Genomic DNA, 26,577 nt, shown 5'->3' on the forward strand with positions numbered 1-26,577 from the left:
ATTCGCTTTATTATTACAAAAATCTTTTAACGTAGTCAGTTAATTTAACGTCAGGGAGTCGCAGTGTGAATCAAAATCAGTATTACATTGGCGTGATGTCCGGAACGAGTTTGGATGGTGTTGATATTGCCTTGACAGAAATATCTGAAAGCGATATTTCACTCATCAAAAGCTATGTTCATCCAATGCCTATAGAGCTCAAACAGAGAATTCTAGCCCTATGTGAAGGGCAATCGACAAGCGTGAAAGCCATCGGTGAGCTCGATCATGACCTTGGAATTCTCTTTGCTGACAGTGTTAATGCATTACTGAAAACCATGTCGATAGAGAAGCAACACATCACCGCGATTGGTTGCCATGGGCAAACCGTTTTCCACCAGCCTACTGGAGATACTCGTTTTACTATGCAATTAGGGGATGCAAACATAATAGCCTCCCAAACAGGTATTGACACTATTGCTGACTTTCGCCGAAAAGATATGGCGCTAGGAGGTCAAGGCGCGCCGTTAGTCCCCGCTTTTCATCAGTGGTTATATGAATCCCCAGAATCCACCACGGTCATTTTGAATATCGGTGGAATTGCTAACATTTCTGTACTGCACCCTACTTCCCCCCTAATTGGATATGATACAGGACCAGGTAACATGCTAATGGACGCTTGGTGCCAAAAACATACAGGTCAGCCCTACGATAAAGGCGGAGCGCTCGCTAGTTCTGGCAAAGTTAACCCAGCCCTACTCGTGCAGTTTATGTCGGATCCTTACTTTTCTCTTGCCTCCCCAAAAAGTACAGGGAGAGAGCTTTTTAACTTGAGTTGGTTGAATCAGTTTGATGATATTGTCCATCTAAAACCACAGGATATTCAAGCTACGCTCTTGGATCTCACCGTATCCAGTATTGCCTTAGAAGTAGATAAGCAAAGTTTCGGCGACGAACCTACTTTGTTGGTTTGTGGAGGAGGCGCTATGAACCCAGTACTGATGAGTCGGCTCAATGAATTGCTCCCTACTTGGCATGTAAAAGATACCAAAGATACGGGCGTTGACAGCGAATTCATGGAAGCAATGGCGTTTGCTTGGCTAGCCCAACGACGTGTTCATGGCCTTCCTAGTAATGCGCCTGCAGTAACAGGAGCACGTCAACTCGCTTCATTAGGTGTAATATATCCAGCGAATTAAACTGGTCACCAACTAATACCTCGTGAGCAGTATCTTGCGAACAACGAAAAACGGACAACATCATGGCTAATGACGCACTACTCTCTGCCCTTGCACACCTTGTGTCGGAAGGACGAAACCCCGACACCATGGATATCGATCTTTTATCTTCACTTGAGATCGTTGAAAAACTCAATCAGCAAGATCAGCAAGTCCCGACAGCCATAGCAAAAGAACTCCCCAATATCGCCTCTGCGGTAGACAAGATTTCCAACGCTTTCTTACAGGGTGGCAGACTTATCTATTTAGGCGCAGGGACTAGCGGTCGTTTAGGTGTTTTGGATGCTTCTGAATGCCCTCCCACGTTCGGTGTGTCAGATCAAATGGTCATCGGGCTTATTGCGGGTGGGAAAGAAGCTATGTTTAAAGCTCAAGAAGGCGCAGAAGACAATAAACTCTTAGGCAAAGAGGATTTATCGGGCATTACCTTGACCGAAAAAGACGTTGTGGTTGGCATTGCTGCCAGTGGCAGAACCCCATATGTGATAGGTGGATTGGAATACGCCAATGAGGTTAGAGCCTATTCTGTCGCATTGTCTTGCAACCCTAGCTCTCCCATTGCGCAATGTGCTCAACTCGCCATTAGCCCAGTCGTGGGGCCTGAAGCGTTAACAGGATCGACGCGATTGAAATCAGGTACGGCTCAAAAACTCGTACTGAACATGCTTTCAACTGCCAGCATGATCCGAATAGGGAAAAGCTATCAAAACCTCATGGTGGATGTAAAAGCCAGTAACGAAAAGCTCATTGCACGCGCCGTTAGAATTGTTGTTCAAGCAACGGATTGTGAAAAAGAGGAAGCCAGAGAGAAACTAAAACAAACTCACTATGATGTGAAGCTGGCGATATTGATGTTACTGACTGGCGCAGATCTCAACACAGCCCAAAACCAGTTATCAAACCAACAAGGTTTTTTACGCCGTGCAGTCGAAAAATCCCAAGTAGAAGAATCAGAGAGTGAAAAGCAGAACAAAACAACCTCTCAATAAATTCCTTTCAGGAGCTCTCTTTTCAAAAGGCTCTATAGTCAAGCAGTCTCAAGATGCTTGGGTATATATCCCCATGAATCTGGCGAAGTTACTCGCTTCGCCCTGAACCTTGATTCCAACCTCGTTGCCATTCCATGCGGAATTTCTGTGCTTCTGGCATGCCTTCGCAAACACCTTCATAAAAACTGCCGGACAGTCCTATCTGATATGCAAAGGCGGGGTTACAGTACTCTTTGACACCAGCGAGGTAGCCTTGGTCGTAATCTGCATGATTCACTTGACCATACTCCGCCAAATCTTGAAAAGAACGCTGGGTCTGACCTTTCACGCCATCTCGGTAGCCAACTGAATACCAGTCACTGTCATCGGTCAAAAACTCGCTGGATGAACACCCAACAAGCAATGTTCCCATTACTAAAGCCACTAAACGTTGTTTCATTGTTATACCTGATATTTACCTAGAACTATCAGTTTACGATGAAAGCACAGGCTCTGCCTGATTTTATTCTAAGGCAGCCATTTGCGAAGTGTTGATTGTCCTCCTTTCTGAACTCACGTTTCCCGTTTCCAATAAGGTGACGTTTTCCTCATTGAGCTGAGCAATGAAACTGGGCTGCTTTAAATATTGATTGGTAAAAAGTGCTTTTCCGCCAAATGGGGCTGGTAAGGCAATCGAGGTGAGTGCTTGTTTAACGTCTTTCGGATCTGAACTTTCAGCTCGTTTGATTGAGTACGCCAATGCCAGCACAGATAAATAAGCTGAAACAAAGCCACCAGAGACGTACACTTTCGCAAAATCTCGGTATACACGCTGAGAAAACATTGGGTTAACTAGCTCAAAGAAATTACTTCCACACAATAAGACTAAATTAGGCAATGCCCCTAAAGCGACTGACTCGCTGCGGCTTAGATGTGTACAAATAACCGGGATGGGTTTCCCTTTCCAATGTTGGTTAAGCTCTTTTAGAAAAGCGTAGCTCGTACTCCCCATTAAATGGTTTACGACAAATTTGGGTTGTTCAGTCAGTAGAGATTTCAATGTGTAGTCAAAAGTTTGGCAACCTTCTCGATAAAAGTTGTTAAAACTCAAGACACCGCCTCCAGTTTCGAAGAACGAAGATGTCAGTGTACTTAAATCCCAGCCAAGCTGATCGTTAGGGCTAACAACCGCAGCATGAACACCATATTTCGCAAAGGAATATTCAAGTAATGGAAAGAGGTGTTGATCCGGAGAGGATCCGAATTCCAACAAATTTGAATGTTTGGGCTGAGCCCCAGACAGAGACGAGGTCCAAAGCAGCCCTGAGTGACGCTGAACAACATCCAAGGCTAACATTCTAGAATCCAAAGTCGTTGTACCAAAAACATGCTCAACCCCCTGCTTAAATAGACGCTCAGCCTGTTCTGCATAACGAGGTAGTTCACCAAATGGGTCTTTATGGATAGCGCCTAGCTTGAAATTAAATTGAGGATTGGCATTCACCTGTGAAATACCAAACTGTGTACCTATCAAAGTTTGATAGCTCACTTTTCGGTACTGGCTTTGACTTGAATAAAGTACACCAATGGGAATGGTCTTCATCGAAGCTCCTCTTGAGCGTCCTGTCTAAAAGTAGAGTGACGTATTCGAATGAACTGAATTCACTATGGCTATGAGCCTGTCTAGAGGGTTTCAACTTTTGTATTCAGCTCAATTCATTCTTGTTATTGCTCATAAATAATGGAGCCAGAGAGAAAATACAAGAAGCTCGATATCATCAACAGCTTTAATATTCTCATAAGTAAGACGGGCGAGAATGTGAATTATCTATTCGATCAAACAGTTAATAACCACACTGTTTGAAATGGCATTAATGTTCCTCTTCAATTCTCAACTTTGCGAAGCGTATTGATTAGTATCAAAATGCTAAAGTGCCCACGCTCTAGCCCAAGCTCACATCTTCTATTGAGTAAAACCACTTATTCCTGATAACAACCACTTAACCTGCTATATCACCACTCAACTCTGTAGCCAATGAAGTCGATATTTCCCTGTTTTATTCTCCAAGATGAAGAATTTAAATAATTACACGGGATGTGAATATGTTGTGGTTTCTCATGTGTGTCGCTGCACTAATCGGCGGATATTTTATTTATGGTACGTTCGTCGAACGTATATTTGGCATTAAAGAGCATCGTCAAACCCCCGCTTACACCAAGCAAGATGGTGTCGATTTTGTGCCAATGTCGAACAAGAAAGTGTATTTGGTACAATTACTGAATATTGCTGGTGTCGGCCCTATTTTCGGTCCGATTATGGGTGCTTTGTATGGTCCTGCAGCAATGCTTTGGATTGTACTTGGCTGCATTTTCGCAGGCGCAGTGCATGATTATTTCTCCGGTATGCTTTCGGTTAGAAATGGTGGTGCATCCGTACCAACCATTACTGGTCGCTACTTAGGCAATGGCGCAAAACACTTTATGAACATTTTTGCCATTGTCCTATTGTTGTTGGTCGGGGTGGTATTTGTTTCAGCACCTGCTGGCATGATAACCAACCTCGTCAACGACCAAACAGATTTCACCGTCACCATGACATCCATGGTGGTGTTTATCTTTGCTTATTACATCATTGCTACCGTTGTTCCCGTAGACAAAATCATTGGTCGTTTCTACCCGTTGTTTGGCGCGCTGCTCATCTTTATGTCTGTTGGTCTAATTACCGCGATTGGCGTATCCGATGAACATACCATTCTAGGGGGATACGAAGTCAGCGACATGTTCACCAACATGAACCCTAATGACTTACCGTTGTGGCCTGCGTTATTTATTACCATTGCATGCGGTGCTATTTCTGGTTTCCATGCCACTCAGTCGCCTCTTATGGCTCGCTGTATGGAAAATGAAAAGAATGGTCGCTTCATCTTTTATGGAGCGATGATTGGTGAAGGTGTCATCGCCCTTATTTGGTGTGTATTAGCACTGTCATTCTTCGGCTCTGTTGAATCTCTATCGGACGCCGTGGCTAATGGTGGACCCGGAAATGTCGTGTACAGCGCTTCATTTGGGCTACTGGGCGTCTTCGGCGGTGTTCTTGCGTTCTTGGGAGTTGTTATTCTTCCAATCACTTCAGGTGACACGGCGTTTCGCTCTAGCCGCTTGATTCTGGCTGAATACTTCAACATGGAGCAAAAAACACTGCGTAACCGTCTAATGATGGCGATACCTTTGTTTGTGTTGGGGGGTATCCTGACTCAAGTTGATTTTGGGATCATTTGGCGTTACTTCGGATTCGCAAACCAATCCACTGCAGTTATGATGCTTTGGACGGCATCTGCTTATCTGCTTCGCCACAACAAACTCCACTGGATCACTACCGTACCCGCTATTTTCATGACAACGGTGTGTGTGAGCTTCATCTTAAGCAATAATCAACTCGGCTTTGGTCTTCCAATCAATATTTCGACGGTGGCGGGTATTATCGTTGCACTACTTATTACGACTTACGTGATTAAAACTTCAAAAGGCAAAGGTGAATCTGAACTCGCTGACGAAGAAACACCATCGTCGCCTCCGAAAACGGTATAACCGCTAAAAGTAGAATATGTCTGCGTAGAATATGAAAAAGGCTCATTTGAGCCTTTTTGTTTTCTGCATGCTTATCCACATTCCTCGGCAATCAAACAGAGTTCATCCAACCATTGATGAGTGAGCTCAAACAACTGATGGATCTGCTGATCGTCAATGTGCGATTGTTTCGCGACTAAATCCGCTAATACAACCATTCCGGGCAACGCCACCTTTTCAAACAGCGCACTTAATAGGTTGGCGGAATGAACAATTGCATCGAGTTCTTGGTTCTGCTGGGCGATGTTTAATTCCGTGACAGCAGACAATGCTTCTTCAATAACACTGTTAATGAATACGGGCATGACATCAAAAGCCACAGCGTTTTTGCGCATGATAAGATTGACATCTACTGAATCGGTATCGATGTGCTTTTCCGCGTCTAAGCTGGGTTTATACAAAATCCCATTGGGAAATAGCTTAGTCGCATAATGACTCAGCGTTTCATGCAGTTCCCTCTCAACAACAGGCTTTGCGATAAGGTCATCGACACCCGCTTGCTTCATTTTATCGCGAGTCTCTTTAAATAAATCCGCAGTACACCCTAATATCAATGCATTTTTATTTAGGGAATCTTGGCGAATCATATAGGTGGCTTCGACACCATCCATCACCGGCATGTGATTATCCATTAGAATAAGATTAAAGATTTTTTCCTGAGCTAACTTATGCGCTAATGCGCCATTTTCAATGCATTCGGTGATAAAGCCGCATTGCTTAAGCATGGATTGAAGCACCATACCATTCAAGCGATTATCCTCAACGATAAGTGCTTTAAGCCCATTGTAATTAAGCGGTCTGCAATCTTTCACCACGGTTAGCTGAGGCTTGGCGAGAGTCAAAGGTAGCATCACGGTAAAACAGCTGCCCATATCTAATTCACTTGCAACTTTAATTTCACCTCCCATTTGATTGGTCAGCCTAGACACAATAGAGAGCCCCAGCCCAGTACCACCAAACTTCCGAGTCGTAGAACTGTCGGCTTGTTCAAATGGATTAAAGAGCTTAGTCAACGTATCGGGGCTCATCCCAATCCCGGTATCTTTGAGTTGAATAGTCAAGCTAATACGATCACCTTCAACCTGCTCGGAAGCCAGAAGCTCTATGAACCCTTTCTCTGTAAATTTGATCGCATTATTGAGTAAGTTAAACATGATTTGCCTAACACGAGCCTTGTCGCCAAACACCCACCTCTCGTGATCGACTTTATTATCGATGTATAAATCGATACCTTTCTCTTCAGCTAGAGATTGATAAATACTACTCACCGACCCCATCAAGTGAGTAAAGGCAAATGGCTGACAGTCTAAATCAAACTTACCTTGCTCAATTTTGGAATAATCAAGAATCTCATTAAGCAAAGTCATCATATGCTCACCAGATTCATGCAAATTAACCAAGTGATTTCTTTGGCTGTCACTCAAGTCTGTTTTTTGCAATAGCTGAGCAATACCAAGCACACCATTCATTGGTGTTCTAATTTCATGGGAAACGACCGCTAAAAATTCAGTTTTAGCTTTACTTGAATCCTCCGCCCGCTCCTTTTCACATTTCAACAGCTCGATGATACTTTCAAGGTTAGTGGCAATCTCATTCAGTTCGTCCCCTTCCCACGAGAGCGTTTCGTTCAGCTCTTCATCATGGTTATATACGCCATCACGTAACTTTTCACTATACCGAGCAAACTGCTTAAGCCGGCGCGTTAGAGTGAAATAGAGCCAAGTTAGGCACACGATAGACGCTAAAAAAATGGTAATGGTCGCGGTGAGCACTTTCCAGCGCATTTCAGAAAAAAGCGCATTCACTCGACGGAGTTGATCGGACTCTCGCTCTTTCGCGGTATGTTCAAGATTGTTCAAAGCATGTATTGCTGGCTCATCATTGACTTTGAGCTGGGCGTCAATCTGAGTAATATCCAAGCCCCTGTGGTACTCAACCGGCATTTGAAACAGTTTGCTTTGGTATTCAGTAATCACTCGATCTACCGCATTTAGAGCGTGTTTTTCTGCGATAGTTAGATTTAAAGATTTGTACTTTGCGATAACAATTTTGGCTTCTTTAAAGTGCTCACTAGCGGCATCTTTATCTTTGAGCTTGCCCCTGAGGACATAGTTTTTGAACTGGTGGATCGCACCGTTGTACCCTAATTGGTAACGAAGATTGTTTAATAACCCAATACGAGCAGAAACTTCGGACCGATAATCAGAGTTGGCTTGCTTGTAAGCAGAAAGCGAAGATATTGATATCCAAGTAAAGACGGAGACAACCACTAAAATAAAAACAGTGATTAGCAAAAGTTTTCTCTTGATTGAAACATTGCTTGAAAACCACGAATTGAAATTCATTCGCTGCTCAACCTCTCTATTTGAACACTAGGAAAAAATGAAATGGATAAAGTACTTCTTTCACCCTAACTTAAAAATAGTAAAGCCCCGAGCAATTCGAGGCTTTATTTTATTGATATGTTCGAGGTTTTCTATATTTCTCTTACTTGTAGCTCTCGCGGAACTTCGAAGAACATGTTTTCTTCGCGACCAAGAACTTCTTCTACCTCGTCTGCTCCAAGCTCTTTAATTCGGTCTAGAATCTGATTAACCAATTCCTCGGGAGCAGATGCACCGGCGGTAACACCAACCTTGCTTGCCCCATCAAACCATTTGGCTTCAATCGCTTCTGGGCAATCGATCAGATAACCGGGTGTACCTAGCTTTTCAGCCAGCTCTTTTAAACGCGTAGAGTTAGATGAATTCGTTGAACCCACGACAACAACGGCATCGACTTGCGTGGCTAAAATGCGCACTGCATCTTGGCGGTTCTGAGTGGCGTAGCAAATGTCATCTTTGCGTGGTCCCTGGATTTCAGGAAACACACGTCGAAGCTCTTCAATTACGTCGGCTGTTTCGTCCACAGACAGTGTGGTTTGACTAACGTAGTGAAAGTTAGATGGGTCGTTTACCACCAAAGAAGCAACGTCTTCAGGTCTTTCAACAAGATACATTCCACCTGTATCGCTGTCGTACTGCCCCATAGTGCCTTCGACCTCAGGGTGACCCGCATGACCAATCAGTACGACCTCCATGTTTCTTCGGCTTGCGCGAGCGACTTCCATATGCACTTTTGTTACAAGCGGGCAGGTAGCATCGAACACTGTTAACTTACGTCGCTTGGCTTCTTGCCTAACAGCTTGAGAAACACCATGAGCAGAAAAAATAACAATATTGTCGTCTGGTACTTCATGCAGTTCTTCAACAAAGATGGCACCGCGCTGCTTCAAACCTTCAACCACAAAGCGATTGTGAACCACCTCGTGACGGACATAGATAGGAGGTTGGTACATCTCCAATGCCCTTTCTACAATGCTGATGGCGCGATCGACCCCAGCACAAAAACCGCGTGGGTTCGCTAACAGTATTTTCATTTCATTGCTCATAGTACTTTCGTTATTTAGTGGCGCGCAATTTATTGGCTCTCAGATATTTGGGTATCGCTTTTATGGCGCACAGTTATCTTACTTTTGGCTATCTTGCTTTTGGTAATCTAGCTCTTGGTAATCTAGCTTTTGAGTGTATTACTTATCGACATATTGCTTTATAGGGAGCAGTTTACCGTCATCCCTATTGCGCCTCAAGCCAACACCAAAGAAGAGATACCACCAATATCTTTAGCCATTATTCCACTTCTAGGATTTCGACTTCAAAAATCACATCTTGCCCAGCAAGCGGGTGATTGAAGTCCACCGTGACAGATTCGCCAGAAATTTCTGTAATGATGCCAGGTATCTCCATGCCATCTTTACCCGAAAAGGCCATAATGGTTCCTACTTCTACCTTTTCTTCACCAATAAAGCGTGCTCTGTCCATATGGTGAATATTATCTGGGTTAGGCTGACCAAATGCATCTTCGGCGCTGAGTTCAATGTTTCTTTGCTCACCTTGAACCAAACCTAATAGAGATTTTTCAAAGTTCTCACTCAAACTCCCATCACCCATTGCGAATTTTGCAGGCTTACCCATGCTGTGCGTACTATCCGCTACAGAACCATCCTTGAGTTTTATCGTAAAGTGTAAGGTCACAGCAGAATTTGCAGTAATAGTGGTCACAGAGTTATGTCCTTATTTTCGTTATTGGGCTTTGGCTTTTATACGGGAACACAACTCAGCTTATGCCAATGTCTTCCAATTTTTAGCCTTTATATTAAAAAGCGCCATCCGAATCAACGGACAGCGCTTAGGGTTATTCAAAATATGCCCTCATTATTGAGGTGATTCTTCTGGTTTTGTACGGAATCCATCAAGCAAAATGAGAGCAGCACCTAGTACAATCGCAGCATCTGCTAAATTGAATGCCGGCCAATGGTAACTACCCCAATAGAAATCGAGGTAATCGACAACATAACCATGAACCAATCGGTCATAAAAATTGTTTGCCGCCGCACCACCAATCACCATGGCATAAGAAATATTCAACCATTTATCTGATGCTGGTAAGGCTCTCATCCAGCGAGTCAATACACCACAAACAACCAGTGCAATGCTGAAGAACAACCAACGTTGCCATCCATTTTGATCGCTTAAAAAGCTGAATGCCGCACCATAGTTATGAACGTACAATAGGTTGAAGAAAGGCGTAATCTCAATACGATTCGCCCAACCATACCCCATATTGTCCATAACGATGAACTTTATACCAATGTCTGCGATGAAAATCAGTACCGCCAGCCAGAGCCAGCGAACACCCGATTGTTTCATCGATAACGCGTTATCACTCATATGGAATCCCAATATTAAGCGAACTTACGCTCTTCGCCTTCACCATCAATATTTGACACACAACGACCACACACTTTCTCGTGACCTTCGATAGTGCCTACGTCTGGCGTATGGTGCCAACAGCGTTCACACTTCTCTGCATCTGTCGCCGCAACTTCTACAAACAAACCTTCTACATCTGTCTCTTGAGCTGAGTCAGGCTTGTCGTTCAACGGTTTAACTTGTGCCGCTGAAGTTAGAAGAACAAAACGAAGCTCGTCTTCAAGCTTGCTGATCGTTGCCGCGAGTGCATCATCTGCATAAAGTGTCACTTCCGCTTGTAACGAACCACCAATCGCTTTCTCTTTACGAGCGTCCTCAAGAAGCTTGTTTACTGCGCCACGTACAGATTGAATGTCAGCCCAGAATTCGTTGTTTAGCTCTTCGCCTTCAACAAGACCGAACAAACCTTCGAACCATTCACCCGTGAAGACAAACTTATCACGTGCGCCCGGCATTTCGTTCCAAATCTCGTCTGCTGTAAATGACATGATAGGAGCCATCCAACGAACCAAAGCTTCAACAATGTAGTACAGCGCCGTCTGACAGCTGCGTTGAGCATGACCGCCCTGCTTCGCTGTGTACTGGCGATCTTTAATTACATCTAGGTAGAAAGAACCCATTTCGATCGAACAGAATTGCATTAGACGTTGAGTAACAGCGTGTGTGTTGTACTCTCCGTACGCTTTAACGATCTCTTCTTGTGCAGCTTGAGCGCGACCAACAGCCCAACGATCAAGCGCGACCATTTCTTCTGCTGGTACAAGATCCGTTTCTGGATTGAAACCACTTAAGTTAGCAAGGAAGAAACGCGCTGTATTACGAATACGACGGTATGCGTCTGCAGAGCGCTTAAGGATTTCATCAGATACCGCAACTTCGCCAGTATAATCAGTAGAAGCAACCCATAGGCGTAGAATATCCGCCCCTAGCTTGTTCGTAACGTCTTTAGGTGCAACCACGTTACCGATAGACTTAGACATCTTACGACCGTTGCCATCCACTACGAAGCCGTGCGTGAGTACTTGCTTGTATGGGGCTTCATCTTTCATCGCGATGGATGAAATCAGAGAAGACTGGAACCAGCCGCGGTGTTGGTCGGAACCTTCTAGGTACAGGTCAGCAGAGTTGCCATTGTACTCTTCACGAGAATCCACAACCGAATAGTGAGTAACACCAGAATCGAACCATACGTCTAGGGTATCCAGTACTTTTTCGTACTTGTCTGCATCTTCAGCGCTCATAAGCTCTGCTGCGTCGACATCCCACCAAGCTTGAATGCCTTTCTCTTCAACGAGCTTCGCGACTTTTTCAATAAGCTCTAGTGAGTTCGGGTGCAGTTCAGCGGTTTCTTTGTGCACAAATAATGCAATGGGTACGCCCCAAGTACGTTGTCGAGAAACACACCATTCAGGGCGACCTTCGATCATACCCTCAATACGGCTCTGACCCCATTCAGGCATCCATTCAACACCTTGAATTGACTCCAGTGCTTTTGCACGTAGACCCGCTTGATCCATAGAAATGAACCACTGTGGTGTTGCACGGAAAATGATTGGGGTTTTGTGTCTCCAGCAATGTGGGTAGCTGTGTTCGTAAGCGTGGTGATGTAAAAGTGCACCCTTCTCTTTTAGAACATCTAAAACGGAGTCGTTCGCTTTAAAGACATGCTGACCAGCAAATAATTCTGTATCAGGAAGGTAAACACCGTTTGAGCCTACTGGGTTAGCAACTTCAAGGTTGTATTGCTTACCAACCACGAAATCCTCTTGACCGTGCCCAGGAGCCGTGTGAACCACACCGGTACCTGAATCAGTCGTAACGTGCTCACCAAGAACGACAGGAACAGTAAAATCATAGAACGGGTGGTTGAACTGAGATAACTCAAGGTCTGCACCTTTCGCAAAGCCAAGGTTATGGAAATGCTCAACACCTGCACGCTCCATTACGTCTTTCGCGAGTTCAGAAGCAACGATAATACGCTCAGGCTCCGACGAATCGCTCGCTTCAACTTGGATAAGTACATATTCCAGATCATCACGCATACACACAGCGCGGTTTGCAGGAAGCGTCCAAGGCGTCGTCGTCCATATAATAACGGAGATATCACCTTGACCTTCATGACCTTCGTTTAAGTTGAATTTAGACAGCAACGCAGCTTCATCTGCCGCCTTAAAGCGAACATCAATAGAAGGGGAAACTTTGTCTTTGTATTCCACCTCAGCTTCAGCCAATGCAGAACCACAATCCGTACACCAGTGAACAGGTTTGAAACCTTTTAATAGGTGACCGTTATCGGCAATTTTACCTAGAGCACGAATGATATTGGCTTCGGTAGTAAAATCCATGGTGCGGTATGGTTTGTCCCACTCACCAAGAATGCCTAGACGTTTGAAGCTTTCTTTCTGACCTTCAACTTGACCCGCAGCGTACTGACGGCATTTCTCACGAAACTCCGATGCCGTCACTTTTTTACCTGGCTTGCCTACTTTCTTTTCCACCATTAATTCGATCGGAAGACCGTGGCAGTCCCAACCTGGGATGTAAGGTGCATCAAAACCGGAAAGAGTTTTGGATTTAATAATAATGTCTTTAAGAATCTTATTCAGTGCGTGACCAATGTGAATATCACCATTGGCATAGGGAGGACCATCATGTAATACGAAAGACTTTTTGCCTTTCTTCGCTTTACGGATCTCGCCGTAAAGGTCTTCTTTATACCAACGCTTAAGCATTTCTGGCTCTCGATTGGCCAGATTGCCACGCATTGGAAACCCTGTTTCAGGTAAATTCAGGGTATCTTTATACTCACTCATTGATTCTTAATTCCGTTATATTGGGCGAAAGTTAGACATTGTGCTGAACGGTGGAATAAACCGTTTAACCTTTAAAGCTGACGCAGCCACACCCTTGCTGCCTCAGCATCCAATTCAATTTGCGCTGTTAACGCATCTAGAGAGTCAAATTTTATTTCATCTCTTAGTTTGTGAAGTAATGACACTTCGAGTTGTTTACCGTACAAGTTTGAATTGAAATCAAACAAATGCACTTCCAGCTGTTGACGAATACCATCAACGGTTGGACGTTGACCTATGTTAGCAACCCCACCGTATACTGAGCCATCTATTCCATTAACCTCAACGACATAAACGCCTGAAACAGGCGACACGCATCGTTTTAACGGAATATTAGCGGTAGGGAAACCAATGGTTCGACCGAGTTTTCTGCCATGAGAAACCCGACCATTTATACTGTACGGGCGCCCTAGCATTTTCTCTGCATGAGAAAAATCGTCGGTCGCTAACGCTTCACGGATAGCGGTACTGCTAACACGCAGTTGATCCATTTTAAAGCTCTGAGTACTGACAACCTCGAAACCGAGTTCTTCACCAGCACTTTTCAACATCTCAAAGTTGCCTTTACGACCTTTACCAAAACAAAAGTCGTCGCCAACGACGAGAAACTTCACATCCAGTTGGGCAACCAATAGATCTCTGATGAACCCTTCTGCGCTCATACTAGAAAAATTTGCATTGAAGTTAACGCAAAGTAACCGCTGGATGTCGAGCTTTTCCAATTGAACAATTTTATCGCGCAAGCGAGTTAGCCGCGCGGGGGCTTTATTCCGCGCAAAAAACTCCATAGGTTGAGGTTCAAACGTCATGACCATGGTCGGCAACCCCATCTTTTGAGCTTGCTGTGACACTTGTTTAAGCACTTGTTGGTGACCTAAGTGGACACCATCAAAATTACCTATCGTCAATACGCACCCTTTGTGGCGGGGCTTTATATTGTGTATACCTCGGATTAACTCCATGAAATCTCTAGCTTAGGCTTACTTGCCGTTGTTCAATCATTTTATTGTGCACGAAACCGACGGATTATATACCCAAACAGTAATAAGATGCGAGTTTCACTCTTAAAATAATCTACTCATTAAGAGGCTGCTTTCAGGTGGCGAATTCGAATCCCCATCACCAAGACTGACATCAAGTAAACCAAAGCACCTGCACCAATCAAAATAGCTAATTGCAAGCAACGAGAACCAAAGCTCCAAGACAACCATATATCCATTGTCGGGTTTAACCATAAAACCGCCGCCACCATCGCCACTCCTGCAATGACGAGTTTGAGTGCAAAAATAAGCGTTTCTTTGGTGATTCGATACACTTTTTGTCTATGTAATCCGCGATACAGCAACGCCATATTCACAAAAGCAGATAATGCCGTTGCGATAGCCAGCCCAACGTATCCATAAAACCAAGCAAAAATAGCGTTAAATACCATGTTAGAGGCCATGGCAATAATGCCGTACTTCACGGGGGTTTTTGTATCTTGTCGAGAGTAATAGCCTGGCGCCAATACTTTAATCAACATGAAGTTAAGTAAGCCCGATGCGTAAGCCATTAAAGATAAGGACGCAAACTCAACATCTTGGGGCGTAAACTCTCCTCTCATGAAGAGCACCATTAACATCGGCTTGGAAAGTATAATCAGCCCTAACATGGCAGGCACACCAAGTAAAAGAACCATTCGGACTCCCCAATCCATAGTGTGCGCAAAACCATCATTTTGGGAGTCTACATGTTTTCGAGAAAGCGCTGGAAGAATGACCGTGGCAATGGCAATCCCAAACAAACCTAAAGGAAACTCTAATAAGCGGTCAGAGTAATAGAGCCAGCTAATCGAACCTGTCGCCAAAAAGCTGGCAATAAACGTGTCGAACAAAAGATTAATTTGACTAACAGACACACCAAACAGCGCAGGGATCATTAAGGTTCGGATTTTTACGACGCCAGGATCGTGCCATCCCCATTTAGGTTTGACCAACATCCCTTCTTTTATTAAGAAAGGAATTTGGAAAAGAAACTGAACCAAACCACCAAGAAATACACCTATAGCTAAGCCAATTTCTGGTTGTTCTAATTGCGGTGATATTAAAAGTGCCGACCCGATGATCATAATATTGAGAAACACCGGCGTAAAAGAGGAGACCGCAAACTTACCAATTGTATTTAGAATCGCACCTGATAGCGCAACAAACGTAATAAACCACAAATAAGGGAACGTAATTTTCAGTAGAAAGCTGGCAAGCACAAACTTTTCGGAAGAAGGACCACCATTTAGCCAGTCAAGAAACCACCCAAAACCAAATAAAGCAGTGATAACACCAGAACCAAGTACCCCAATTAATGTCACCACAGTCACAATGACACCTAATGTACCCGATGCTTTTGCAATCAATTCTCGGGTTTTGTCTTGATCACCACTGGCATGATATTCCGTTAGAACAGGTACAAAAGCTTGGGAGAAAGCACCTTCAGCAAAAAGGCGGCGCAAAAAGTTAGGGATTTTATTGGCAAAGAAGAAAACATCTGCGCTGGCACCTGCACCCATCAAATTGGCTACGACTACATCCCTTACAAGTCCCAGTATTCTGGAAATAAAAGTCATCATACTGACGATCAAGCCAGACTTGAGCAGCTTTTTACTCACGAAAATCCCCTAAAAAATACACTCAAAAATCTGCTAAAGCGCTTTCATTTGCTCAGCAGAGATAATTATTAGCAATGGTATAAAAATGCTGTTAGAATCCACGCCATCTTAACCGCGATGACCTTCTATTCCAAAGATTGTTTGGATGAGGCTGGTTTTTGCACAAATCATTTGACAATTAAGCGCAAATGAGGGATATTCCTCGCCCTTAAATTGTCACCGAACTAAGTTTTTGGGAGTTAGACCCTTGGCAAACAGTAAATCTGCTAAGAAGCGCGCTATCCAAGCTGAAAAACGTCGTCAGCACAACGCTAGCCGTCGTTCTATGATGCGCACTTACATGAAGAAAACTATCGCAGCTATCGAAGCTGGCGATAAAGAAGCTGCAACAGCTGCATACACTGCAGTTACACCGATCCTAGATCGTATGGCGACTAAAGGTCTTATTCATAAGAATAAAGCTGCTCGTCATAAGTCTCGTTTCGCAGCGGCAATCAAAGCTCTTTAATTCGAGTTTAGATTTGCAAAAAAACCGGCTTTTGCCGGTTTTTTTATATCTAGATAAAACAGAATGCTTCTTTTCATCACTTTGTATCGTTCAGAATACTTTCTCCCGCACCTATTTTTACCTCTTTGGCATGGTTGGCCAATAATCGGAATCAGCTCAACCACTCGCCCATTAATAACGAATCTTCGTAATTAGTCTTCGCAATACAGTGCGTGAAGTAGCTTGATCACTTGTTGCACTTCCGAACTGCTAAGAGAGTAATAGACGGTTTGAGCTTCTTTTCGAGTTTGCACTAAACCATCTCTTCTCAGCCAAGCTAAATGCTGGGAAAGTGCAGATTGGCTCAATTCAAGATGAGAACAAAGTTCTCCAACAGAAAGTTCATTGTTGTGTAGCATACATAATATTTGCAAGCGTCTTTCGTTCGCCATCGCTTTCAAGAGTACGACAGCTTGAGCAGACTTCTGCTCCATTTCCTGTAAGTTCATTCAGCAGCCTCCATGGGCTAAAACTAAGTTACTGCATCTTCAACTTGTTATTTATGTTATGTCAGTCGAAGTCCTTATTCATATAAATGTTATTACAACAATGTGAAGTAATACAATGAATTCTGTTAATCGAACAGCTGAATGAAATCAGCATCACAAAGATTCTTAACAGTTGGATGCTGAATCATCCTCTCTGCAAATATAACAAAATATTCTTCCTTGAGCTCACTTATCTCGCCAACTAAGTGTAGAGATACATCATCTCCGACTTCGGATTGATACAGACTTGGTGCAAGAAAGATTGCATCTTTATGATCTTGAGCGAATGCTTTCATCAAAGCCACGTCATCAAACTCACCAAGAATATTAGGCTGAATTCCCTGGCGATCAAACCATTGCATGGCTTTTCTTCCCATTGATGTTCGGCTTCCAGGTAAAAGCAGTTTTCGATTCTCTAGTACAGAAGGAAACAGTTCATTGTCCAATGGCTTTGAGCTAAAAAAGCTCATTCTACACTCACCAAGTTTCTTGCTATACAATCCAGGGCTTTGGCTAGAATCGACCGCACAGTCAGATAAAATCATATCCAGCTTATGTTGTGAGAGCTGCTCAAGAAGCAATTCGTGGGTGGACTCGAAACAGCGCAAATGGATGCTATTGTCGGCTGGTACTGTTGTCATCAAAATTCGACTGACTAAACGTTTTGAAAGTGCATCAGCAACCCCAACATCAAATAGGATATTGGATCTCTGGCTATAATTTACGATGTCTAACATTTCATAACTTAAACCAAACATACGGTCTGCATATTTAAAGACAAGCTGCCCCAGCTCGGTTGGCTCAACACTGCGTCCATTTCGCTTGGTTAACTTGCCATCCATTCTTTCTTCTAGAGCTTTTATTTGTCCCGTGACTGTCTGAGGTGTTAAAAAAAGTGCATCAGCAGCTTTCGTTACCGAACCCTGTTTGCATACCATCCAAAAATAGTAAAGATGATTGTAGTTTAAGTGCGACATCGATTTTTCTTACTCAAATTGTGAAGAAACCATATGATACAACGCTTCCTATAGAGACACTATATCTTCGGTATTTTCGATATATTAGTGTAAATATTTCGAATAAAACCGAACATACCCGAGACTTTTATGACAATGTGACAACAAGAAAGTGTGACAAATTGCAAATATCCGCTAAAAAACGCCTAATCCCCCTACTAACACACCAGTAAGTAACTAAAATTATCCTAATAAATACAATAATTTAAATAAATTATCATTTCACTTTATCGATTGCGTAGAAAAAATAGCAAAAAAGCCCCTCTTAAACCTAAATGTCATATAACTGCAATATTTCATCTCTAGTATCGCCTTCAGATTCACTAACCGACCTAATTGAGAACGGTCACGGAGAAAAATATGATAAACCAAGCTACTTCAACAGCAGCGCCACAATCGGGTTCAGCTCGCTGGCTACGCTGGGCTAACTTGGCTTTCATGCTTTACCTACTATTACTTGCAGTTTCAATGGTAGGAAGTGGTTTTAAGTGGGCTTCAGGAGAACACGCTAAAACGCTTTTCGAATTTGCTTCTCACCCAGTTGCAGGCCTAATGATTGGTCTTGTTGCAACTGCATTAATTCAGTCGTCTAGTACTGTTACTTCTATTATTGTTGGACTTGTTGCTGGTGGCCTTCCCGTAGCAACAGCCATCCCTATGATCATGGGTGCCAACATTGGTACAACTGTTACCAATACGTTGGTCAGCTTGGGTCACGTTCGTTGCAAAGACGAATTTAAACGCGCATTCGCAAGTGCCACTATCCATGACTTCTTCAACCTTCTTGCTGTTATTATCTTCCTACCGTTGGAAATGATGTTCGGCATTCTAGAGAAAATTTCTCATTGGCTTATTTCACCAATGCTTGCAACTGGTGACATGAGTATTAAGGGCTTCAACTTTATCAAGCCAATCACTAAGCCTGTAGTTAGCGCTATCAAGGAGCCTCTGGCTTCGTTTGGTGATGTTGGCGGCGGCATCATGCTTATTGTATTAGGTATCGCAACTATCTTTGTCGCTATCACCGTTATGGGTAAGCTGATGAAGAGCCTGATGGTTGGTCGAGCTCGTGACATCCTAAAAAATGCTATTGGTCGTGGACCTCTCCACGGTATCGCGTCAGGTTCAGTGGTTACTGTGCTGGTTCAGTCTTCGTCAACAACAACAAGCCTGATGGTTCCGCTAGTAGGTTCAGGTGTTCTGAAAGTACGTGATGTTTACCCGTTTACTCTGGGGGCGAATATCGGTACGTGTATCACAGCATTGCTGGCTGCAACTGCCGTATCCGGCGAGTTTGCTGTGTTTGCTTTGCAGATTGCACTTGTCCATTTGGTGTTTAACGTGATGGCAACAGCATTTATCTACGGTATTCCATTCCTAAGAGAGCTACCTATCAAAGGAGCGGATCTGATTTCGGATATGGCAATGAAGAACAAGGCTGTCGTTGTGGGTTATTTACTGGCGGTATTCATTATTATGCCAGGTACCATCTTAGCGCTTACCGCTTAAAATCGGATACAGAACGTAAAAGCCCCTGCACTTATTGAGTGCAGGGGCTTTTTTGTTTCTTTAATCGAGCTTGTACATATTTCAGGGCTCGCTTGCCTACATAAGAAAACATACTAAGTCAGATAGTTCTATCGACATCGATTAGGCTAACGTGTTCATTCAAATACTGATCGCTACAGAATTTATCCCATAAAAAAACGCCACTTGGAGACAAGTGGCGTCGTTATTCATCTTTTAATAACTATACTGAAAATGGATATTTAATCGCATCGTGGCATTGATATCCAACCACCTCAAAATCATCCATGGTGACCCATGTTTCCAAATCTTCGAGCGATTGTATTTTAGGGTTAATTCTGATTTCAGGTGCAGGGTAAGGCTCACGCTTCAACTGAACATCACGCATCAACTCTAGCTGATCTTCGTATATGTGCGCGTTGACAAGTTTATGATACGCCTTTCCAGGCTTCTTACCCGTTATTTGAGCCATCAGTGCTAAGAAAACGTACACTTGAACCATATTGAAATTTAAGCCCAGTGGAACGTCACAGGAGCGCTGTGTACTATTTAAATACAACGTATCACCAAGCAAGGAAAAGTGATGGCTATACATACATGGACGTAAGCAACCCATATGAAATTCACCTGGGTTGTAGAAATTCAAGATTTCGCCACGGTCATCTACACCGTTTGTTAAGTCATCGACAATCTTCCTGAGCTGGTCAATGTGACCGCCATCAGGCTTAGCCCAAGCACGCCCTTGCACACCGTACACACGCCCCATATCATCATCACCTTTGCGATAAGGGTTGTTTAGCCATGCGTCATTTAAGTTTGCGTTCGCATCCCATGTTTTGGTGCCCAGTTTGCGAAAATCTTCCGCATTATCGTAGCCACGAATATAACCGAGCAATTCAGCCACGGCAGCTTTCCAAAAGCTTTTTCGGGTTGTCACTAATGGAAACGCGCCCGAACCAACATCATAAGTAAGATCCGCGTTAATAACGGTGAGGCATCGTTTTCCCGTGCGTTCGTTTTCAATCCACGTACCATCATCGACAATACGCTGACATAATTCTAAATACTGTTTCACTGTAGACCTTAAACTTTAGATTTAACAGGTTGCTTGTTGGTGCTAAATGCCCAACCAATCAATGCTATACCACCAATCACCATTGGTAGCGATAAGATTTGCCCCATGGAGATCCAGTCCCCATAAAGACCAAGATGAGCATCCGGTTCACGGAAGTATTCTATAATAAAACGAAAGCTACCGTAGCCAAGCAAAAATACCCCTGAAACACTACCAGCTGGGCGAGGCTTCTTAATAAACCAATTGATGATAAAGAAAAGAACGACACCTTCGAGGACAAACTCGTATAACTGAGAAGGATGTCGAGGGAGATAGCCACCGCTCGGGAATAATACAGCCCAAGGCACATCAGTTACACGCCCCCAAAGCTCATCATTCATAAAGTTACCGATGCGCCCCATTCCAAGACCAAAAGGTACCAATGGAGCAATAAAATCAGTAACGGCAAAAACAGCTCTACCGTTTCTACGCGCATACCACGCCATGGCTGCGATCACACCAAGCAAGCCACCATGGAATGACATCCCTCCAGTCCAGATCTTGAACAGGTACAGCGGGTCATCCAGAAAAACATCAAAGTTGTAAAAGAATACGTAGCCAATACGCCCTCCTAATACAACACCAAGAAAACCTGCGAACAGCAGGTCTGAAACTTGCTCACGCGTCCAGCCACTGTTTGGCATATCAGCACGACGGTTTGCTAACCATAACGCAAAAACAAAGCCGACAAGGTACATCAGACCGTACCAGCGAAGTGCTAGCGGTCCGATAGAAAAAATAACAGGATCAATTTGAGGAAAGGTGATAAACCCCTGATTCATATTTAGTTCTCTTTACTGTTTCTAAGGGCTGTTGATGTATAAAACTGACATCAGAATCCGCAATGGTTGGGGATAATCACGGTAAAAAATTCAACAGCATCTAAATTGGTAATAACATTTTTCCAGCGATAAAAAGAAGGAAAACAGCGAATATTTTCTTTAATACTGCCGTTGGAAGCTTAGTCGCCCACTTGGCGCCTATACGGGTCGTTAATACGGATGTCGCCACAATACCAAATAATGCCGGCAAGTAAACATAGCCCAAGCTGTATTTAGGCAATCCTTGTGCTTCTAATCCATGTACCACAAAACCCGCCATTCCGGCTAAGGCAATAACACTCCCGCAAACCGACGAAGAGCCTATCGCTTTGCGCATTTCAACACCATGTCGGCTTAAAAATGGTACGGTCAATGAACCGCCGCCAATTCCAGCTAAACTTGATACAACGCCAATAAGACCACCGCACCCTAAAGTGGTTCCAGCGGATGGCATAGGAGAAGTGGTAGCAGAGCGCAAAGACATCAACATTTGAATCGCCAGCGCCAACACGATGGCACCAAATATTTTAATAAGGTACTGAGTGGGGATAGCTTCAGCAATAAACGAGCCTGCTAGCCCCCCTACTACCACCCCCGGCATCAACCACTTAATAACAAACATGTCTACGTTTCCTAAACGAAGATGATTAAGAGCAGATGACCCAGACGTAAGTATGATGGTTGCTAAAGAAGTCGCTAAAGCGATGTGCATTATCAGATCGGTCGAGATATTCGCTGCTGGAAGAAGCCAAAGCAGCGCAGGTACGACAATTAAGCCTCCTCCAATCCCTAACAATCCCGCCAAGACGCCGACAACACTCCCCAGCAACAGGAACTGAAAGATTAGCTCTATGTTCAAGTGAACCTCTATTTTTTACCGGCGCGAACGAAACCAGCTAAGTCTTGTGCTTCCAAGTATTCGAAAACTTGGTCATGAATATTTTTTCCGTAAGGCTGAGACAATGCGCTTTTGGCCAACGTTTGCAAATCAGTCACCTTAGATTGTCTAAGTAGGTATTTAACACGAGCCACGTTAGCGGTGTTCATACTCAGCGAGCGATACCCTAACCCAACAAGTAATAAGGCACCAATAGGATCCCCTGCCAATTCCCCACAAATGCTAACAGATAGATTATGCGTTCGACATATCGCCTCGATTTGCGCCAAAGCTTGAATCACGGCTGGATGAACAGACTCATAAACCCCCGATACTCTGGCATTGTTTCTGTCCACCGCCAGTAAATACTGGGTTAAATCGTTGGTACCAACCGATACGAAATCAATTTTATCAGCCATAAATGACAATAAATAGAGCATGGAAGGGACTTCCAACATGACACCAATTTGTGGTTTTACTACGTTATGATGGGTTTGCGAGACCTCATCATAAGCTTGCTGGATGAGTGCCAGCGCATCGTCTAACTCTTGGTTTCCTGACAACATAGGAAGAAGAATGCTCAAGTTGCTCAAGCCATCGCTGGCTTTCAACATCGCACGCAGCTGCATCAGAAAGATATCAGGGTGGTCGAGCGTAAATCGAATGCCTCGCCAACCTAAAAATGGATTGTCTTCTTCAATCGGCAAATAAGGAAGTGGTTTATCTCCCCCTACATCTAGGGTTCGCATAACTACTTGTTTGTTTGGGTAGGTTTCCAAAACCCGTCGATACTGTTGATACTGTTCTTCTTCTGATGGAAAACGATGCTGAAGCAGAAAAGATATCTCGGTACGATATAAACCAACACCATTAACACCTTGGTTCACTGAAATGTTAGTGTCGGCACTCAAACCCGCGTTGAGCAAAACATTTACATGACAGCCATCTTTCGTTTTTGCCTCTTCTTTGAGCTCTCCTTCAACCATTTTAGAAAGCTCAAACTCTTCATCTCGTAACGATCGGTATTCATTAAGAAGTTGGACCGGTGGGTCAACAAAGATCTCACCGCTATACCCATCAACAATACCTGGCTTCCCCGTAAGCTTTTGCGGTGTAACACTTGCGCCCATAATAGCGGGAATACCTAAAGCACGAGACAAAATCGCTGCATGCGAGTTTGCCGCCCCTTCTATTGAAACAACCCCCAAAAGCTTATCTTTGGGCAAGCTTGCTAACGTAGAGGCGGTAAGCTCATTCACGACAAGAATCACTGGCTGATGGAGCTCAAGCTCTCCCACTTCGTTAGAGTGAAGAAAATACAGCAACCTTTGACCAAGCTCTCGAATATCCTGCGCACGCTCACGTAAGTAAACGTCAGACATTTGAGCAAAACGGTTAGAATACGTCTCCACCACTTGGCGCAACGCCCAATCGGCTCGGTCTCCTTTTTGAATCTGCTCTTTAAGATCATTCCTCAACATAGGATCGTTGAGAAGGTGAGTAAACAAATCAAAAATGGCTAATGTGTCTTTGTTTATATCATTATCTAGCTTCTTTCTAAGTCGCCTGAAATCCGCCTTTGCACTTTCTATGGCAAGCGCTAGCCATTCTTGTTCTTGCTCTACATTTAACGTACTTGCAGGGTAGATATCCGAAAGCTTAGGCTGTGTATCATCCCACCAAAAATCACCCACTGCGACACCAGGTGACGCCGCTATTCCCGCCATTTTCTGACTATTGGCATCATTCAGTAGCCAATGCCCTTGTGCCTGTGCATGAGCAATAATAACGGCAAGCTGAGCAGAGAGAGTGACGAGAAATGACTCTTCCATCTCTGAAAAAAGTCGAGGGGATTTTTGCTGAATAACAAGTACACCAAGTACTTGCTTGCGGTGAATAATCGGGGTGCCTAGAAAGGAATGGTAAATTCCCTCCCCAAGTTGAGGAAAGAATTTAAAATTAGGATGAGAAGATACTTCTGCTAAGTTAAGTGGCTCGGCAGTTCTGCGAACCAAACCCACCAAGCCCTCATGATAACCAATATGAATTTTGTCACCTTCAAACTTTAAGCCTTTGGTAGCCATAAGCTCTAACCGGGACAATTCATCATTAGCAAAATAAAAAGTACAGCACTCAGTTTGCATAGCGTGACACGTTTCTTTAACCAAAACATCCAAAGCCTCATGGATGTGTTCAACTCTAGAAACCTGTTCTACGATATCCCTCAACTGAGTGAGCATTTAGTTATCCTCTCCGATTCTTTCGCTTACCTTTTACTTTTCGTTCTCTGAACGGCATTGCAAGCGTAGCAAACTCTTTCATCGCACGCCGATAAACGTCACGCTTAAACGAAACAACCTGTCTAACTGGGTACCAATAGCTTACCCATCTCCAACCATCAAATTCAGGGGTACTGCCACGCTGCATATTGATTCTAGACTCATCACAGTCTAATCGTAGCAAGAACCATTTCTGTTTTTGTCCGATACAAACGGGTTTGGAATCCCACCGTACCAGTCGTTTGGGTAGCTTATAGCGTAGCCAATGACGACTGGTCGCGACGACTTTAACGTCTTTTTGAGTTAAACCCACTTCTTCATACAGCTCACGAAACATTGCTTCTTCTGGTGTTTCGCCTTCATCAATTCCTCCTTGAGGGAATTGCCATGAATGCTGTCCGTATCGTTTCGCCCAGAATACCTGACCATGGTTGTTACAAATTACAATTCCCACATTTAAGCGGTAACCATCGCCATCGATCACTGGCTAACCTCTAATATAAATCTCTGTTAAGTGTGATTTTTCCACATATCCCCAATAGGGGCAAACTTACATGTCGCATAATGCGTTTTTTTCTGTCCGACACGCACCACACTGGATAAGTTTTCATCAAAGGAGAAGTTATCAACACAGGAATGAGACCAACTCCACATTTATTCACCTTTTCTGTGAATAAGTGTGTGAAGAAACCGATTACAAGGCAATTGGTGTGATCTAAGATCTTCAAAACCATTTTAGATAAAAGTTACAGAAAATAACAAAACCCCTTAAAATACAAATAGATATATAATAATTAATTTTAACTATAAGCTGACATTTTCAATTAATTTAATCCACCTTTCAGATCGGTTAAAGATCAACCACAGATTTCCTTATCCACACAAAGTGGTTAAATTTTAGCTCAAAGTTAAAAAACAGGCAGAAAAACGATCAATAAAACCCTGATTATAGATCCAGTCCTTTTATTTACTTGAGTAAGAAACCGAGGTCTGTGGATAAGTTGGGAAAAGATCTTTGGGGTGAATTTATAAAAATGTCAGATCCAATTTCTATGATCAGTCATTCGTTCCATAGTTATGCTAAAGTGCCCCTTTTATTGCTGCATTCAATATCCCATGAAACCCACACCAACATCCGAAAAAGAACTTCATACTCGCGCCATTAGTATCGCAGGATATACGTTAAGTGAGCTGGCAGAGGAAGCTGGAATCTCCGTACCTGATAATCTAAGGAGAGATAAAGGTTGGGTGGGTCAACTACTTGAATGGCATTTAGGGGCGAGTGCTGGAAGCAAGCCACAGCAGGACTTTGTCGATCTTGGGATCGAACTCAAAAGCATTCCTATTAGCCATAAAGGGACTCCCCTAGAAACCACTTTTGTCGCTGTCGCCCCCTTAATCGGTGTACAGGGTCTAACGTGGGAAAATAGCCACATACGACAAAAACTATCACGAGTACTTTGGGTTCCTGTTGAGGGTGAAAGAGAAATACCTGTCGCTGAACGTAAAGTGGGCTTTCCAGTTCTATGGTCACCCAATGAAAAAGAAACGCAAATCTTAAAGCAAGATTGGGAAGAGTTGATGGAACAAATCGTTCTAGGGCAAGTAGAACAGATTACAGCTCGGCATGGAGAAGCTCTACAACTTCGTCCCAAAGCAGCCAACAGTAAAGCACTCACTGAAGCCTATGGAGCAAATGGTACGCCAATCATGACACTTCCAAGAGGCTTTTATTTGAAGAAAGGATTCACGCAAAAGATCTTAGAACAGTTTTTTGATCAATAACCCTTTG

At 43.6% G+C, this 26,577-nt stretch carries 23 protein-coding genes; 6 read left to right on the top strand and 17 right to left on the bottom strand.

Going from position 1 to position 26,577, the window contains the following annotated elements; all coding sequences use genetic code 11:
• Window positions 1-65 precede the first annotated feature (65 nt).
• Together VPNCDNU1_RS25115 and murQ are read left to right on the top strand one after the other, a co-directional pair.
• Window positions 66-1,178, top strand: a complete 1,113-nt coding sequence (locus tag VPNCDNU1_RS25115) for an anhydro-N-acetylmuramic acid kinase (protein WP_104402914.1) — start codon at window positions 66-68, stop codon at window positions 1,176-1,178.
• A gap of 62 nt (window positions 1,179-1,240) precedes the next feature.
• The gene (gene murQ, locus VPNCDNU1_RS25120; protein WP_104402915.1) at window positions 1,241-2,206 is read left to right on the top strand and encodes an N-acetylmuramic acid 6-phosphate etherase; all 966 of its coding nucleotides are present in this window, start codon (window positions 1,241-1,243) and stop codon (window positions 2,204-2,206) included.
• Between the two features lie 88 nt (window positions 2,207-2,294).
• On the opposite strand, the gene VPNCDNU1_RS25125 is transcribed toward murQ, so the two are convergent.
• Together VPNCDNU1_RS25125 and VPNCDNU1_RS25130 are read right to left on the bottom strand one after the other, a co-directional pair.
• Window positions 2,295-2,645, bottom strand: coding sequence for a DUF2799 domain-containing protein (locus tag VPNCDNU1_RS25125; RefSeq protein WP_104402916.1), 351 nt, complete (start codon window positions 2,643-2,645; stop codon window positions 2,295-2,297).
• Window positions 2,646-2,708: 63 nt separating this feature from the next.
• The gene (locus VPNCDNU1_RS25130) at window positions 2,709-3,788 is read right to left on the bottom strand and encodes a transporter substrate-binding protein (protein WP_104402917.1); all 1,080 of its coding nucleotides are present in this window, start codon (window positions 3,786-3,788) and stop codon (window positions 2,709-2,711) included.
• A gap of 500 nt (window positions 3,789-4,288) precedes the next feature.
• On the opposite strand from VPNCDNU1_RS25130, the gene VPNCDNU1_RS25135 reads away from it, so the two are divergent.
• A complete protein-coding gene (locus VPNCDNU1_RS25135; RefSeq protein ID WP_104402918.1) occupies window positions 4,289-5,773 on the top strand; it encodes a carbon starvation CstA family protein in 1,485 nt (494 codons plus the stop codon).
• 71 nt (window positions 5,774-5,844) lie between these two features.
• On the opposite strand, the gene VPNCDNU1_RS25140 is transcribed toward VPNCDNU1_RS25135, so the two are convergent.
• From VPNCDNU1_RS25140 to murJ, 7 genes are all read right to left on the bottom strand, one after another.
• The gene (locus tag VPNCDNU1_RS25140; protein ID WP_167404891.1) at window positions 5,845-8,106 is read right to left on the bottom strand and encodes an ATP-binding protein; all 2,262 of its coding nucleotides are present in this window, start codon (window positions 8,104-8,106) and stop codon (window positions 5,845-5,847) included.
• 182 nt (window positions 8,107-8,288) lie between these two features.
• Entirely contained in the window at window positions 8,289-9,242 is a 954-nt protein-coding gene (gene ispH / locus VPNCDNU1_RS25145; protein WP_101112331.1) for a 4-hydroxy-3-methylbut-2-enyl diphosphate reductase, read from the bottom strand.
• 238 nt (window positions 9,243-9,480) lie between these two features.
• The gene (gene fkpB / locus VPNCDNU1_RS25150) at window positions 9,481-9,912 is read right to left on the bottom strand and encodes an FKBP-type peptidyl-prolyl cis-trans isomerase (protein ID WP_104402920.1); all 432 of its coding nucleotides are present in this window, start codon (window positions 9,910-9,912) and stop codon (window positions 9,481-9,483) included.
• 153 nt (window positions 9,913-10,065) lie between these two features.
• Window positions 10,066-10,581, bottom strand: a complete 516-nt coding sequence (gene lspA / locus VPNCDNU1_RS25155; RefSeq protein WP_104402921.1) for a signal peptidase II — start codon at window positions 10,579-10,581, stop codon at window positions 10,066-10,068.
• 14 nt (window positions 10,582-10,595) lie between these two features.
• Window positions 10,596-13,436, bottom strand: coding sequence for an isoleucine--tRNA ligase (gene ileS, locus VPNCDNU1_RS25160; protein ID WP_104402922.1), 2,841 nt, complete (start codon window positions 13,434-13,436; stop codon window positions 10,596-10,598).
• A gap of 71 nt (window positions 13,437-13,507) precedes the next feature.
• Window positions 13,508-14,437 (bottom strand): bifunctional riboflavin kinase/FAD synthetase, encoded by a 930-nt coding sequence (ribF, locus tag VPNCDNU1_RS25165; RefSeq protein ID WP_104402923.1) that lies wholly within the window; start codon window positions 14,435-14,437, stop codon window positions 13,508-13,510.
• Window positions 14,438-14,556: 119 nt separating this feature from the next.
• Window positions 14,557-16,116 carry a murein biosynthesis integral membrane protein MurJ gene (gene murJ, locus VPNCDNU1_RS25170; protein WP_104402924.1) on the bottom strand — a complete coding sequence of 520 codons (1,560 nt, stop codon included), beginning with the start codon at window positions 16,114-16,116 and terminating at the stop codon, window positions 14,557-14,559.
• 247 nt (window positions 16,117-16,363) lie between these two features.
• Between murJ and rpsT the strand changes: the two genes are divergently transcribed.
• Window positions 16,364-16,624 carry a 30S ribosomal protein S20 gene (gene rpsT / locus VPNCDNU1_RS25175; RefSeq protein WP_101112336.1) on the top strand — a complete coding sequence of 87 codons (261 nt, stop codon included), beginning with the start codon at window positions 16,364-16,366 and terminating at the stop codon, window positions 16,622-16,624.
• A 191-nt stretch (window positions 16,625-16,815) separates the two neighbouring features.
• On the opposite strand, the gene VPNCDNU1_RS25180 is transcribed toward rpsT, so the two are convergent.
• Window positions 16,816-17,112: an ArsR/SmtB family transcription factor gene (locus tag VPNCDNU1_RS25180; RefSeq protein WP_101112337.1), complete on the bottom strand. Its 297-nt coding sequence runs from the start codon at window positions 17,110-17,112 to the stop codon at window positions 16,816-16,818.
• 125 nt (window positions 17,113-17,237) lie between these two features.
• Complete coding sequence (gene nhaR, locus VPNCDNU1_RS25185; protein ID WP_104402925.1) at window positions 17,238-18,128, bottom strand: transcriptional activator NhaR; 891 nt, start codon at window positions 18,126-18,128, stop codon at window positions 17,238-17,240.
• A 402-nt stretch (window positions 18,129-18,530) separates the two neighbouring features.
• On the opposite strand from nhaR, the gene VPNCDNU1_RS25190 reads away from it, so the two are divergent.
• Window positions 18,531-19,676 (top strand): Na/Pi symporter, encoded by a 1,146-nt coding sequence (locus VPNCDNU1_RS25190; protein WP_167404893.1) that lies wholly within the window; start codon window positions 18,531-18,533, stop codon window positions 19,674-19,676.
• 241 nt (window positions 19,677-19,917) lie between these two features.
• Here VPNCDNU1_RS25190 and VPNCDNU1_RS25195 read toward each other — a convergent pair whose 3' ends face one another.
• The 6 genes from VPNCDNU1_RS25195 to VPNCDNU1_RS28935 all read right to left on the bottom strand — a co-directional run bounded on the left by VPNCDNU1_RS25195 (window position 19,918) and on the right by VPNCDNU1_RS28935 (window position 25,439).
• Window positions 19,918-20,769 (bottom strand): thymidylate synthase, encoded by an 852-nt coding sequence (locus tag VPNCDNU1_RS25195; protein ID WP_104402927.1) that lies wholly within the window; start codon window positions 20,767-20,769, stop codon window positions 19,918-19,920.
• 8 nt (window positions 20,770-20,777) lie between these two features.
• Window positions 20,778-21,590, bottom strand: coding sequence for a prolipoprotein diacylglyceryl transferase (gene lgt, locus VPNCDNU1_RS25200; protein ID WP_104402928.1), 813 nt, complete (start codon window positions 21,588-21,590; stop codon window positions 20,778-20,780).
• 100 nt (window positions 21,591-21,690) lie between these two features.
• The gene (locus tag VPNCDNU1_RS25205) at window positions 21,691-22,488 is read right to left on the bottom strand and encodes a sulfite exporter TauE/SafE family protein (protein WP_104402929.1); all 798 of its coding nucleotides are present in this window, start codon (window positions 22,486-22,488) and stop codon (window positions 21,691-21,693) included.
• Between the two features lie 8 nt (window positions 22,489-22,496).
• A complete protein-coding gene (ptsP, locus tag VPNCDNU1_RS25210; protein WP_104402930.1) occupies window positions 22,497-24,746 on the bottom strand; it encodes a phosphoenolpyruvate--protein phosphotransferase in 2,250 nt (749 codons plus the stop codon).
• A gap of 4 nt (window positions 24,747-24,750) precedes the next feature.
• Window positions 24,751-25,269 carry an RNA pyrophosphohydrolase gene (gene rppH, locus VPNCDNU1_RS25215; protein WP_101112344.1) on the bottom strand — a complete coding sequence of 173 codons (519 nt, stop codon included), beginning with the start codon at window positions 25,267-25,269 and terminating at the stop codon, window positions 24,751-24,753.
• 26 nt (window positions 25,270-25,295) lie between these two features.
• Window positions 25,296-25,439: a hypothetical protein gene (locus tag VPNCDNU1_RS28935; protein ID WP_167404892.1), complete on the bottom strand. Its 144-nt coding sequence runs from the start codon at window positions 25,437-25,439 to the stop codon at window positions 25,296-25,298.
• Window positions 25,440-25,901: 462 nt separating this feature from the next.
• On the opposite strand from VPNCDNU1_RS28935, the gene mutH reads away from it, so the two are divergent.
• The gene (gene mutH / locus VPNCDNU1_RS25220; protein WP_104402931.1) at window positions 25,902-26,570 is read left to right on the top strand and encodes a DNA mismatch repair endonuclease MutH; all 669 of its coding nucleotides are present in this window, start codon (window positions 25,902-25,904) and stop codon (window positions 26,568-26,570) included.
• Window positions 26,571-26,577: the final 7 nt, after the last annotated feature.

The sequence above is a fragment of the Vibrio penaeicida genome (assembly GCF_002933855.1).
In the GTDB taxonomy this organism is placed as follows: Bacteria; Pseudomonadota; Gammaproteobacteria; order Enterobacterales; family Vibrionaceae; genus Vibrio; species Vibrio penaeicida_A.

What these genes read in the sequence shown, in the direction of transcription:
- ribF (WP_104402923.1), bottom strand. Translation starts at nt 14,437, where the DNA reads ATGGAGTTAATCCGAGGTATACACAATATAAAGCCCCGCCACAAAGGG.
- murQ (WP_104402915.1), top strand. Translation starts at nt 1,241, where the DNA reads ATGGCTAATGACGCACTACTCTCTGCCCTTGCACACCTTGTGTCGGAA.
- ispH (WP_101112331.1), bottom strand. Translation starts at nt 9,242, where the DNA reads ATGAGCAATGAAATGAAAATACTGTTAGCGAACCCACGCGGTTTTTGT.
- VPNCDNU1_RS25125 (WP_104402916.1), bottom strand. Translation starts at nt 2,645, where the DNA reads ATGAAACAACGTTTAGTGGCTTTAGTAATGGGAACATTGCTTGTTGGG.
- lgt (WP_104402928.1), bottom strand. Translation starts at nt 21,590, where the DNA reads ATGAATCAGGGGTTTATCACCTTTCCTCAAATTGATCCTGTTATTTTT.
- VPNCDNU1_RS25130 (WP_104402917.1), bottom strand. Translation starts at nt 3,788, where the DNA reads ATGAAGACCATTCCCATTGGTGTACTTTATTCAAGTCAAAGCCAGTAC.
- mutH (WP_104402931.1), top strand. Translation starts at nt 25,902, where the DNA reads ATGAAACCCACACCAACATCCGAAAAAGAACTTCATACTCGCGCCATT.
- ileS (WP_104402922.1), bottom strand. Translation starts at nt 13,436, where the DNA reads ATGAGTGAGTATAAAGATACCCTGAATTTACCTGAAACAGGGTTTCCA.
- VPNCDNU1_RS25180 (WP_101112337.1), bottom strand. Translation starts at nt 17,112, where the DNA reads ATGAACTTACAGGAAATGGAGCAGAAGTCTGCTCAAGCTGTCGTACTC.
- VPNCDNU1_RS28935 (WP_167404892.1), bottom strand. Translation starts at nt 25,439, where the DNA reads ATGTGGAGTTGGTCTCATTCCTGTGTTGATAACTTCTCCTTTGATGAA.
- lspA (WP_104402921.1), bottom strand. Translation starts at nt 10,581, where the DNA reads ATGAGTGATAACGCGTTATCGATGAAACAATCGGGTGTTCGCTGGCTC.
- nhaR (WP_104402925.1), bottom strand. Translation starts at nt 18,128, where the DNA reads ATGTCGCACTTAAACTACAATCATCTTTACTATTTTTGGATGGTATGC.
- VPNCDNU1_RS25135 (WP_104402918.1), top strand. Translation starts at nt 4,289, where the DNA reads ATGTTGTGGTTTCTCATGTGTGTCGCTGCACTAATCGGCGGATATTTT.
- ptsP (WP_104402930.1), bottom strand. Translation starts at nt 24,746, where the DNA reads ATGCTCACTCAGTTGAGGGATATCGTAGAACAGGTTTCTAGAGTTGAA.